10 protein-coding genes and 2 tRNA genes are annotated in these 12915 nt (G+C 45.5%); all 12 read right to left on the bottom strand.

From position 1 onward, the window contains the following. Positions 1–26 precede the first annotated feature (26 nt). The 12 genes from AC2TF5_RS05710 to ilvN all read right to left on the bottom strand — a co-directional run bounded on the left by AC2TF5_RS05710 (position 27) and on the right by ilvN (position 12914). Positions 27–100: transfer RNA gene (locus AC2TF5_RS05710), tRNA-Gly, on the bottom strand. Between the two features lie 11 nt (positions 101–111). After that, positions 112–185: transfer RNA gene (locus AC2TF5_RS05705), tRNA-Pro, on the bottom strand. 114 nt (positions 186–299) lie between these two features. Then, positions 300–2396 carry a putative bifunctional diguanylate cyclase/phosphodiesterase gene (locus AC2TF5_RS05700; RefSeq protein ID WP_491301242.1) on the bottom strand — a complete coding sequence of 699 codons (2097 nt, stop codon included), beginning with the start codon at positions 2394–2396 and terminating at the stop codon, positions 300–302. 302 nt (positions 2397–2698) lie between these two features. Continuing rightward, positions 2699–3655, bottom strand: coding sequence for an aldolase catalytic domain-containing protein (locus tag AC2TF5_RS05695; RefSeq protein ID WP_491301241.1), 957 nt, complete (start codon positions 3653–3655; stop codon positions 2699–2701). 104 nt (positions 3656–3759) lie between these two features. Beyond that, complete coding sequence (locus AC2TF5_RS05690) at positions 3760–5274, bottom strand: leucyl aminopeptidase (protein WP_491301240.1); 1515 nt, start codon at positions 5272–5274, stop codon at positions 3760–3762. Between the two features lie 114 nt (positions 5275–5388). Beyond that, positions 5389–6477, bottom strand: a complete 1089-nt coding sequence (locus tag AC2TF5_RS05685) for an ATP-binding protein (RefSeq protein WP_491302818.1) — start codon at positions 6475–6477, stop codon at positions 5389–5391. Positions 6478–6941: 464 nt separating this feature from the next. After that, positions 6942–7349, bottom strand: a complete 408-nt coding sequence (locus AC2TF5_RS05680) for a hypothetical protein (RefSeq protein WP_491302817.1) — start codon at positions 7347–7349, stop codon at positions 6942–6944. 267 nt (positions 7350–7616) lie between these two features. Beyond that, entirely contained in the window at positions 7617–8156 is a 540-nt protein-coding gene (locus AC2TF5_RS05675) for a peroxiredoxin (protein ID WP_491301239.1), read from the bottom strand. A gap of 192 nt (positions 8157–8348) precedes the next feature. Beyond that, positions 8349–9428, bottom strand: coding sequence for a 3-isopropylmalate dehydrogenase (leuB, locus tag AC2TF5_RS05670; protein ID WP_491301238.1), 1080 nt, complete (start codon positions 9426–9428; stop codon positions 8349–8351). A 220-nt stretch (positions 9429–9648) separates the two neighbouring features. Further along, on the bottom strand, positions 9649–11187 hold the full coding sequence (locus AC2TF5_RS05665) for a 2-isopropylmalate synthase (RefSeq protein WP_491301237.1): 1539 nt from the start codon (positions 11185–11187) through the stop codon (positions 9649–9651). 101 nt (positions 11188–11288) lie between these two features. Then, positions 11289–12281 carry a ketol-acid reductoisomerase gene (gene ilvC, locus AC2TF5_RS05660; protein ID WP_208918113.1) on the bottom strand — a complete coding sequence of 331 codons (993 nt, stop codon included), beginning with the start codon at positions 12279–12281 and terminating at the stop codon, positions 11289–11291. A 147-nt stretch (positions 12282–12428) separates the two neighbouring features. After that, positions 12429–12914: an acetolactate synthase small subunit gene (ilvN, locus tag AC2TF5_RS05655; protein ID WP_491302816.1), complete on the bottom strand. Its 486-nt coding sequence runs from the start codon at positions 12912–12914 to the stop codon at positions 12429–12431. Position 12915: the final 1 nt, after the last annotated feature.

Genomic DNA, 12915 nt, shown 5'->3' with positions numbered 1-12915 from the left:
GGCCAAAGGCTTGGTTATGTATATAATGGAGCGGGTGATGGGAATCGAACCCACGCTACCAGCTTGGAAGGCTGGAGTTCTACCATTGAACTACACCCGCATATATGACAATCGGGATGACACGATTTGAACATGCGACCCCCTGGTCCCAAACCAGGTGCTCTACCAAGCTGAGCTACATCCCGTCAACAATATGCTGTCTTGAAGACAAAAATAAATATACCATGTGTGTTAAACAATTGCAACTGGTATTTTCATACAATGAGTAGACTAGGGGAGACTAAGACTCCCCTGCGCCTTCATTGAATCAAAAACGACCTCTCAAAATCCCGTGCCCCAATCGGGCGGCTGAAATAATATCCCTGGCCTTCATGGCATCGCTGATTCCTAAGGAAGCTAAGCTGATCCTCCGTCTCGACACCTTCAGCGGTAACCTTCAACTTCAAGTGATGAGCCATCGTGGCAATGGTAGAAACAATAGCTGCATTCTTGTGGTCCCGCAATATTTCATTAACAAAGGATCTATCAATTTTAAGTCGGTCAATGGGCAAATTTTTCAGGTAATGCAAAGAGCTATACCCTGTCCCGAAGTCATCGATACTAATCTTAATACCTAATTTCTTTAATCGGTGAAGTTGATCAAGAGCCGCCTCCTTATCGAGCGTCATCGACTCTGTAATTTCAAGCTCCACATATTGGGGTTCCAGCTGTATCTCTTTTATAATAGCGGCAATCTGTTCCGGAAGGTTGGGTTGAATAAACTGTCCCAAAGAAAGATTGATCGAAACACAAAGCGGCTTGTATCCTGCCATTTGCCATTGCTTGTTTTGCTGACAAGCCTGCCGTAGAACCCATTCACCGAGCGGTACAATGAGTCCGCTGTCCTCGGCAATCGTAATGAATTCACCAGGGTATACAATTCCCCGTACAGGGTGGTTCCAGCGGACCAAAGCCTCCATCCCTACAACCTGATTGGTTTCCAACCATACTAGTGGCTGATATTCTAGGAAAAACTCCCCTCGCTCCAAACCACGCCGTAATTCAGTTTCCATGATGAGCCGTTCCTGAGCCTTCAGCTGCATAAAGGGAGCATAACGCCGTATGCGCTTCTCTCCTTTAGTATCATGGACAGCCGTATCTGCATTCTGAACCAGCTGATCCGCCGCAGTCCCATCTTCTGGATAGATGGCGAAGCCTGCCGAAAGTGACAAATGATAGTCACCTGACTCATACTGTAATGGTTCATTAAACAGATTAAGGAAGCTTTCAATCCGATCAACCATCTGTTCTGAGGTGCCACCATCCGCTATAATAATGGCAAATTCATCGCCTCCCAAACTATAAACCTCTTCCCAGATTTGCGCTTCATGTACAATACGTCTGGATACCATTTGTAAAATACAATCGCCAGCATCACGGCCCAATGAATCGTTAATGGTCTTAAAGCGGTTAATATTCAGAACAGCCACCGTCAATCCTTCTATCCCGTGACCTGTTTTGATCAAAGTTTCTAAACTCAGAAGCAGCTTCCGTAAATTCGGAAGACCTGTCAGATCATCATGATAAGCAAGGTAGCTGATCTGCGCCTCTGCCTTCTGCTGCTCATCCAGAGGATCCTGAATCGAAAGGCGGTAACCACCGCGGAGAATAAGGAAGCTCCCGATACAACCGCAGGCGAGCCCCAAAAGATGGTCCACATCATTGATATAGGAAGATTTCATAAATAAAATCTGACCCAGGATAAAAAAGATAAGTCCCCGGACGATAATTAGAAGAGAGGGAGGTTTTTCTGCGTGCCCCTTATATATAATGATCCCGACTGCCAACAGTAAGAGAACCAATATGCCTGTATCCGCAGCTTTCTTAACCATAGTCATCCCTTGCTCATTCATCAAAAGCGGCCGTGATTGCCACATGAAAAATAAGGCCACTGCTGCACAATTTCCTAAAATACCGATCATAAAAATAATACGCTTGTACAATGCACCTACAGCCCGGTCCCGAAAGCTGAACGTAAACAGAATTCCGAGAGCCACGGCATATTTCGATAATAACAGCAGCCACAGTGATTCGTTCATGGATAAGATCCAGTTGAACATAGGAAACCCGATAGCCCCCAATGTATGAATCAGATCAAAGATAAGTACGAACAAAAACAGCATGCCTGTATAAAGCCGCTGACGCGAAAGCTGATTGGAAAAGTAAATCCATCCCTGTGTAAAAATCGAAAAACAAATAGCCACATTTGCTACACCAGCAGCCAAATATAAAGGAGCATATTCACTCCAATCTTGAAAACGGTAAACCGGATTTTGAAAAAACAGGACCAGGAGGACTGCTACAACAACGGCTATGCCCGTTCTTACAGTCTTTCTCTCTTCTACATTGTTCAGCATGTTTAGCTGTACCCCCGTCAATTTTGTATCACTTCAATAGATTTCTAAATTATGGATTCCACGTGAACTTCCAATTTCCTGCAACACTTCCTCGTAAAGCGACATTATGCATGACATCGTTCGACAATTTGTTGTTTGATTCAATTTTAATCAACTAAAAATTCAATTAATATTGTTTTAGATCCCTTGTTTTTATCGGTTTTATGCAAAAAATATGTGAATAAATCCAAATAAAAAGCACTTTCCCATCAAGGAAAAGTGCTATTAGTCATGTCATTTCAACTCGATATGACATGAAGATGTTATTTTTTAAACGTAACTTCCGGTGTTGTCAGCTTGTCATAAAAGTCAACAGCCTTGTCTTTGTCGGCCGAAGCTCGCAAAGCCATCGCAGAACGAGGATGCTCATCAAGCGTACCTGTAATCATGTAAGGAATGAGGTAGCCCCATTCTTCTTTTTCACGAAGAGGGATCATAAAACGCTCAATGATGTCCAATACGGGACGGAGTTCGTACTTGGTTCCTTTTAAATGAGTAACCAGAAGCTCTGTCGGGCAGTTGCCGGCAGCACGCCCCATACCGTAAACAGACGCATCGAGCAGCTCAACACCGTTCTCGGCTGCCACCAAGGTATTTGAGAACGCCAACTGCATATTGTTATGCGTATGCACGCCCAAGCGTTTGTTCGGCAAATGAGTTTTAAATTTTTCCACTAAATATTTAATATCTTTATGATCCAGACTACCGTAGGAATCAACGATGTACACAACGTCAACTACGCTGTCTTTAATCAGCTCAAACGCTTCAAGCAGTTCGTTCTCCATGACGTTCGATAAAGCCATAATGTTGATCGTAGTCTCGTATCCTCGGCTATGAAATACTTCGATAAGATCCAATGCTTTGTCCACGTCCTTGATATAACAAGCTACTCGGATCAGATCCAGTAGACTCTCTTCACGCGGGAGAATATCATCCTCATCAACACGGCCGATATCGACAAGTGCTGACAATTTAGTTCTGCCTTTTTGCGGGATCACTTCGCGCAGGAAGTCATCGTTGAGAAAGCGCCATGGACCTGATTGATCGGCACCCTTCAACAACTTGGGTGAATTTTTATAACCGATTTCCATATAGTCCACGCCTGCCTCATTCAGGCCGGCATATAAATTTTGCACGAATTCTACACTAAAATCCCAATTATTGACCAATCCACCATCGCGGATGGTGCAATCTACGATTTTGGTTCTACTACTTTTCATCCAAGTTAAACTCCCTTCATCCAAGTTTTCTCTTCATCATACTTGAACGACTGACGAAAAGTAAAGAAAAAAAGTCCGCGACAGCGGACTTTATCCAACAGTAGCTATTCAGTTGTTTCTTGGGTGAGAGCCCAATCCGTAATGGTGCGAACTAAAGCTCCTGTCGCTCCTTTCGGGTCAACACCCCGTTCTTTAGGTAAAAATGCAGTGCCTGCAATATCAAAATGAACCCAAGGAAGGCCGTCGGCAAAAGTACCTATGAACAATCCCGCCGTAATCGTTCCTCCCAAGCGTCCGGTCGAGTTTCTTACATCGGCTACATCACTCTTGAGCATGTCCCAGAACTCTGGATACGCGGGAAGAGGCCATACCTTTTCTCCAGCTCGTCTAGATGATGCAACAAGCTCCTGAAGAAAGGTCTCGTCGTTGGTCACAGCGCCTGTCGCTACATCGCCAAGAGCAGTGACCACAGCACCGGTCAAGGTTGCGACATCGATAATGCGCGATGCGCCGAGTTCCTTCGCATAAGTAACACCATCTGCCAGAACCACACGGCCTTCCGCATCCGTATTCAATATTTCAATTGTGCGACCGCTCAATGTCGTTATTACATCTCCAGGCTTCACCGCATTTCCATTTGGCATGTTCTCCGCCGATGGGATCACCATCACCACATTAATTTTAGGTCGTATCCGGCCCAAGGCCTCCATCACACCCAACACGGTTGCTGCTCCGCCCATGTCACTGATCATTTCTTCCATACCAGCTGCCTTTTTAAGGGATATACCTCCGGTATCAAACGTAATGCCTTTACCCACAAGACCAATGACATGATCCCAAGTCTCAGTTCCTTGATATTTGATCACGATCATTCTTGGAGGATTAACACTGCCTTTACCGATGGCAAGCAGACCTCCCATACCTTTTTCCGCGATCTGCTCCTCACTCAGCACATAGCCCTCCATGCCGTAACGCTCCGCTACACCCATAGCCGCCTGAGCCAAATCATCAGGAACAAGCATATTTCCAGGCAGATTGGTAAGATCACGGGCCAGACATGTTGCATCTCCGACAGCTTCTCCGCGGGCAAATCCACGTTCCCAAGACTCCTCGGTACCGGCATCACTATGACTGTCTTTCGTAAAAAAGACAACTTCCTGAATGCTTTCCTTGACGACCTCATCTCTCTTGTAGCGTTTCGCTTGATATCCGCCCAGCAAAAAACCTTCCGTCAGAGCTTGAGCTGCTTCTTCTATATCTTGTTCCACAGTAAACTGCATCATCGTCGCCGGAACTTCAAGGGAAAGTTTCTTTGCGCCGATTTTTACAGCCGCCTTAGCTCCCTGTGCTGCAACCAACCGTAGCTGCTCTGATGTCATCGGCCCTTCTGTTCTACCCGTTAGGATCAAAGTTCGGAAACCACCTTCGTTATGTACCGGTAGCACATATGTCCGATTCGCCGCCCCCTGAAACAACCCTCTTTCATTCAGCTCTTTTAGAAGGTGGTCCCATTCAGGTGCTACCCCGCCTTCTTTCATCTGCTGTTTGGTTACAAGAACAATGAGCGCATCACTGTTTACTTGATCGTAAGTGACCCCACTTTTCCAAGACCACAACATTCCAATTCCTCCATTTTACAAATATATTTATGTCTTAAAGATTAAGTGTATTTATTAAAGGGAACAGCCTGTTCATAAGAACAACGACTATTCCCTGTAGCATTCATTATTGTGTTAAAAGCTTGTCCCATCCATTTTAGGAAGCGATATTTCAAACTCTGTTCCCGTACCGACATGACTTTCCACGGCAATCGAGCCTCCGTGATTTTTTATGATACGGTAACTGACCGACAGGCCGAGCCCTGTCCCGCCTTCTTTTGTTGTAAAGAACGGATTAAACAGGTGATTCAATGTATTTTGATCCATCCCGCCACCATTATCGGACAAAAGAATACTAACATGCTTTTCATGATGCTTCATTCCGATTTCAATTATACCCACACCGGGGTCATCCAGCTTCTCATCAATCGCATCTAAAGCATTTTTTATCAGGTTTAAAAGGACCTGTTTGATCTGTTTAACATCCACCGATATATAAGTAGGATCTCGCTCATCCAGATGCAAAATAATTTGACAGCCCTTCATCAGGGCCTCGCTTTCAGTCAATAGAACAACTTCCTTCAGCAGTGAAGTCACCGGAATAACTGTAGTTTGCGGTGCCGATGGCTTGGAAGAGTTCAAAAACTCATATATGATATCGTTCGCCCGATCTATTTCCGTTAGAATAATACGTGCATATTCATCTTTCCCTAGACTCATCAAATGCGGCCTTAGCAACTGAATAAATCCCCGGATAGAAGTGAGAGGATTGCGAATTTCATGTGCGATGGATGCTGAAATTTTGCCCAGCATGGCCAGTTTGTCATTCTGATAAGCGGTCTGCTCAATCTGCTTAAAATCAGACACATCCTTAACGCTGATCAGAAAATCTCCTTCCATTTGATCACCATACGTCATCGTGATCAACCACGACTTACCATATTCGTCCAGAATCTCATGAAATCTTTTGCGATGAAAGATGGTTTCCCGAAAGAGACGCACTATTTTTTTCTTCTTGAATCTGGTGAGCTGGGGATGACGCAAAAGCTCCGTTAGAGTGCAACCTACAAGTGTTTTTCGTGACACACCTAACAGCTTGGCCATTTGTACATTCACAAAGGCCAAAACCCCATCGCTATCAAAAAGGATGATCCCGCTGTCGAGATTTTCCAAAATATTCTCATACTTTGTTCTTACAAGCTGATTCGGGTGAAATGATCCCATTTCCTCCAGTTCAGTTCCTCGGATTTCACTCAACAAGATGGCTCCCCCTTTTCTCAAAAAGATGAACTCGCCAAAACACAAGTTTCATGCAGACAAAGACATATGGGTACAATCTCTACAGAAAGACCAGTGCCTGTTTCTACACGTTTTCTTCATGATAGTCACGCCTGCGGAGAAACGTCAATCAGAGATACTGTCGAATAACATCAGATCTCAATAAAAACAAATTTAACGTTTACTTTTTTCGTAACTCACGTCGTGTTTGGCATAACATCTTAGCGAGATAGGAAATTCATCTGTTGCCTAACGAGTTCGATCTATCTCATATCTATCGACGTACCTCAAAGAAGACAGTCCACACTTAGCGGTTGTTTTTCTTGCGAGATAGGGGTGCACTCTACTCCGATGTTTATACTTTCTTATCTCTTGAAAAAGCCCTCTTGTCGGAGGGCTTAGCATGTGGGCTACGCTTTTTGCTGAAGCCGAATACGACGTTGACTCATAACCGCAAGCCTTCTTTTTAACTCATTTTGCCACTTTTCATCCTGCATCCACTTTGCTACAGCCAACAAATCCAACGACATATCAATTTGGCTTTGAACGACCTCCAGGTCATCTTCCGATTCCCGGTTTACTACATTCTCAAAAATGGTTTCTTCGTCTTCCATCACATAATCTTGAAAATCCACATGGTCTGCACCATCGCCGTGTGCGTATTCCGCTAAAATTTCATATTCATTCTCCACCCGATAATGGACTTCCACTCGATGGCAAACCGGACAAAACAACAGGGGAACATTATGCACTTGAGTTCGATAATGCTTCAACGTACCTTTTGATCCCACCATACTAGCCCCACAGCAAAAACTCATTTTGTTCACCTTCCCCTGCTTTCAATATTGTTTAGACATTGTATTCGCTTTCATTGTCCCTAATTCCTTCAATTTGAATACCATTGTAAAAAATTGGGTCATTTGTCCTGAGTTGCAAGTATAAAGGCCTACACATTTATGTTATATATCTACCATTACTGACTAAAATAAACGTCCCTTAACAACCTGTTGTTGAAAAAAGCCCCCGCTACCTGTAATCTGACAGGCAATGAGGGCTCAATCCTATATTAGATCATTCGCTTGGACTTACAGGTTGTTATCTCCTGGTTTCCAGTTCATAGCGCACAGTCCACCGGATTGCAGAGCTTGCAGAACTCGAAGCGTTTCTTCAACGCTGCGACCTACATCATTATGGTTAACAACTTGATATTTCAATTCGCCTTCTGGATCGATGATGAACAGACCGCGCAATGCAATGCCCTCTTCTTCAATCAGAACACCATAGTCTCTTGCAACGTTCTTCGTGATGTCGGAAGCCAGTGGGAAGTTAAGTGTTCCCAGACCGTTAGCATCCTTGGAAGCATTAATCCAAGCTTTATGGCTGTGTACGGAGTCAATGCTGACACCCAGCACATCAGTATCCAGTGCTTTAAATTGATCGTATGCATCACTCAAAGCTGTGATTTCAGTAGGACATACAAATGTGAAATCAAGCGGATAGAAGAAGAACACGAGCCACTTGCCGCGATAATCAGACAAGCTTACTTTGCTAAAATCCTTGCCATCTCCGGATACCATTTCCATTGTGAAATCCGGTGCTGCTTTACCAACCAAACGATCTGCCATGATTAATTTCCTCCTTAAATATATGTAAGAAAGTTTATTATTCCCTCATATAATGTTGATTGATGTTCCTATGAACATTACTAAAATGATGTTATCATTGAGGCTTGTCAAAGTCAACATTATAGGAATTATTTCTTTATAATTATTATAAATAAGGAAATTATCCGAACAAAATCATCTTATTGCGTCTAATTACTTACGGATAGCAGCAGCAATCAAATCACCCATCTGAGTTGTGCTCAAAGCCTTGCTCTTATCGACAGCTATGTCAGCCGTGCGATGTCCCGCATCCAGTACCTCTGCCACAGCACGCTCAATCGCATCAGCCGCTTCTGCGTATCCAAATGTCAAGCGGTACATCAGTGCAACGGACAGGATAGTGGCAATCGGATTCGCCAGACCTTGTCCCGCAATATCCGGAGCTGATCCATGGACCGGCTCATACAATCCATAATCTCCTTCACCCATCGAAGCTGATGCCAACATGCCGATGGAGCCAGTAAGCATTGCTGCTTCATCACTCAATATATCTCCGAACATGTTCTCCGTTACGATAACATCGAAGCTAGACGGCCGACGAAGCAGCTGCATCGCACAATTATCAACAAGCACATGCTCCAGCTCAACATCCGGATATTCAGGAGCAATCCGGTTTACCGTTTCACGCCACAGGCGGGATGTTTCCAACACGTTTGCCTTATCAACCGAAGCAAGCTTCTTCCGTCGTTTCTGTGCAATTTCAAATGCTTGCCGTACAATACGTTCCACTTCCGTCGTGTTGTAGACGCAAGTATCTACCGCCTCTTCTCCGTTCGCTCCCTCACGTCTAAATTTCTCACCGAAGTATATACCGCCCGTAAGCTCCCGCACTACCATCAGATCCGTACCTTCCAGAACTTCCGGTTTCAGTGTAGATGCATCCTTCAGGCAATCAAAAATAACGGCTGGTCGGAGATTAGAGAACAGCCCCAACTCTTTACGAATGCCTAGCAATCCGGTCTCCGGGCGAAGTTCTTTCGGATTGTTGTCCCACTTAGGTCCGCCAACCGCGCCAAGCAATACCGCATCCGCATTTTTACACACATTCAATGTTTCCTCAGGAAGCGGTGTTCCCTTCTGGTCAATGGCGATTCCGCCGAACAGAGCGTGCTCCGTCGTGAAAGAATATCCGAATACTTCTTCCGTCCGTTTAATAATCTTTTCCGCTTCAGCTACCACTTCCGGTCCAATTCCGTCCCCCGAGATAACAGCGATTTTTTTCGTTTGTGTCATGGTAAGTCACTCCTTATCGATATGCATACGTCCGGTTTATCCTAGTTACTGTTGTAACATACATATCGATCGTTTGACCAAGATATAGAATCTATGAACTTTATAAGTTTTTCCTATAAGTCTAAAAAAACAAATACCTACACAAAAAACAGGCTTCCGGCTTGGAAGCCTGAGCCTGTTTTTAATGTTCACGATAGAACAGGTAGAGCGAGTATCAACGTTACAGCGTTACGCGGTCGCGACGTCCGAACGTTTTACGTTTCTCAATCAGCTGGTTAACCGCGTCCACATAAGCGCGGGCACTCGCTTCCAGAATGTCCGTGCTGAGTCCGCGGCCTTGGGCTGCGACATCATTTTGGGACAGAACCACGTGTACCTCACCAAGTGCATCCTTACCACGGGATACCGACTTGATCGAATAATCCGATAGCGTAAACTCTTCAGCCGTCACTTTATCGATGGCATTATAGATGGCGTCGACTGATCCGTTGCCTTCAGCCTCTTCCTCAACCGTTCCGTTCTCCGTCTCAATCGTAACTCGAGCCGTAGGTGTTGAAGCATTGCTGTAAGTAACAAACATCGTTTCCAGCTTGAATACTTCCGGTGCATCCGTCAACTTCTCTTCGAGCAATGCGAGCAGATCGTCATCGGATACTTCCTTTTTCTTATCAGCCAGCACTTTGAACTTGGAAAAAGCCTCATTCACTTGTTCTTCATTCAACTCATAACCGAGATCAAGCAACTTCTCGCGGAATGCATGGCGTCCAGAATGCTTTCCGAGCACCAGCTTGCTTTCTTTAAGACCTATGGATTCCGGCGTCATGATCTCATAGGTTGTTTTCTCTTTCAGCATACCGTCCTGATGAATACCGGATTCATGGGCGAACGCATTCGCACCGACAATTGCTTTATTCCCAGGGACTACCATGCCTGTTAGCTTGCTGACAAGGCGGCTCGTACGTGCAATCTCCGTCAGATGCAGCCCTGTTTTCGCTTGGAAAAACTCCTGGCGCGTCTCGAGAGCCATGGCGATTTCTTCAATTGCCGTGTTACCGGCACGCTCCCCGATTCCATTCACCGTGCCTTCAATCTGATCCGCTCCATTCATAATAGCCGCGAGCGTATTGGCTGTCGCCATACCAAGGTCATTATGACAGTGAGCGCTCAACTGTACCTTCTCAATATCCGGAACGTTTTCCTTCAGAAATTTAAAAATAGCACCATATTCCAATGGGTTCAAATAACCGACCGTATCCGGGATGTTGACCACATTAGCGCCTTCGCGGACAGCCATACCAACCATCTCGGCCAAAAAGTCACGCTCTGTGCGTCCGGCATCTTCAAGCGAAAACTCAATCTTGGAGAAATATTTTTTGGCGTAACGGATAGCAGCCTGTGCTGTTTCCAGTACTTGCTCCTTCTCCATCCGCAGCTTGAACTTGCGGTGAATCGGCGATGTCGCAAGGAACACGTGAATACAAGGATCCTGCGCTCCCTGAAGTGCTTCGCGGACGGCGTCGATATCCTGCTCCCGTGAGCGGGACAGACCGATCACTGTCACATTTTTCACAGCACGCGCTACAGCGTTAACAGCGGCCAGATCTCCGGGCGAAGCCGCAGGGAAGCCGGCCTCCATGCGGTCGATTCCCAGCTTTTCAAGCTGATGGGCAATCTCTACTTTTTCACGGGTGTTTAAGTTTACGCCGGGTGATTGCTCTCCATCCCGCAGCGTTGTGTCAAAAACATAAATCTTACGCATGCTGACACCTCCTTGAAGTTTTTGCTCTACATAAACCTCCGGCGGCAGGAACATGAACATCCCATACCGCCGGTAGTTTGCTATTTAATACATTATAAGTCTTACTTCTTGATCCAATGCATCATTTCACGCAGCTGGGCACCAACAACTTCTACCGGATGCTCTGATTCGTTGCGGCGTGTTGCAGTCAGGAATGCACGACCAGACTGGTTCTCCAAAATAAAGTCGCGAGCGAATTTACCCTGTTGAATGTCGGACAATACTTCTTTCATCGCTTTTTTCGTTTCTTCTGTCACAATGCGAGGTCCGGTTACATAGTCACCATACTCAGCCGTGTTGCTGATGGAATCGCGCATGGAAGCCAGGCCGCCTTCATAGATCATGTCAACGATCAGCTTCAGTTCATGCAGACACTCGAAGTATGCCATTTCAGGAGCATATCCAGCTTCAGTCAGTGTTTCAAAACCGGCTTTGATCAGCTCGGAAACGCCGCCGCACAGTACAGCTTGCTCACCGAACAGGTCGGTTTCGGTTTCCTCACGGAACGAAGTTTCGATAACGCCTGCACGAGTACAGCCGATACCTTTAGCATAAGCAAGACCGATTTCTTTTGCTTGTCCTGTTGCATCTTTCTCAACAGCGATCAGACCAGGTACACCAAATCCTTCAACATAAGTACGGCGCACCATGTGGCCCGGGGATTTAGGCGCTACCAACAGAACATCGTTTTCCTTTGGAGCTACGATTTGTCCGAAATGTACGTTGAAACCGTGGGAGAACATAAGAGCCGCGCCTTTTTTCAGGTTTGGTTCAATATCATTCTTGTATACAGAAGCTTGTGTTTCGTCAGGCATTAGGATTTGAACTACATCTGCGCGACTTACTGCTTCACCTACTGGAAGCACTTCAAAACCGTCATTTTTGGCTTTATCGAAGGATTTACCTTCGCGAAGGCCGATAACAACGTTAATTCCGCTGTCACGCAGATTTTGCGCTTGAGCATGACCTTGGCTTCCGTAGCCGATTACAGCAATCGTTTTGTCCTTCAGTACGTTGAGTTCTGCATCTTGTTCATAATAAGTAGTTACTGGCATTTTATAAGTCCTCCTTTGATTTTAAAGACCCTTCATGAATGAGCGGGTATTTCAATAGACCCGAAACTCCCTCCGGTCTCCTGAAACACCCGCTCATCACGTCCCGGGTGTGTGCCTCATTTCAATCGTTATAAAAATGTTGAAGTATTACGCGTTGCCGCGGATCATCGCGGTAGCGCCGGTCCGGCTAAGTTCCCGGATTCCATATGGCTTAAGCAGTTCGATCATTGCGTCGATCTTTTCTGTATCACCAACAACCTGTACCATCATATTTACAGCGCCAATGTCAACAACCGATGCTCGGAATGTATCGACAACACCGAGTATTTCCGGCCGTGATGCAGGCTCGGCCTTAACTTTAATCAACGCCAACTCTCTGGCTACCATTGGCTTGGAACTTAGATCGATAACTTTGATAACATCAATCAGTTTGTATAGCTGCTTCTCAATTTGTTCCAGTGTCGTGTCATCACCTGTTGTAACGATGACCATACGGGACAAACCGGCTTCTTCCGACTGACCTACCGTAATGCTCTCAATGTTGAAACCTCTCCGGCCGAACAATCCGGCAACCCGCTGGAGGACGCCAGGCTGATCGTTTACGAGTACAGCTATGGTATGTTTTAAACTCATC

This window comes from Paenibacillus sp. JNUCC 34 (assembly GCF_058269055.1).
This window is presented reverse-complemented; position numbering and strand designations above follow the sequence as displayed.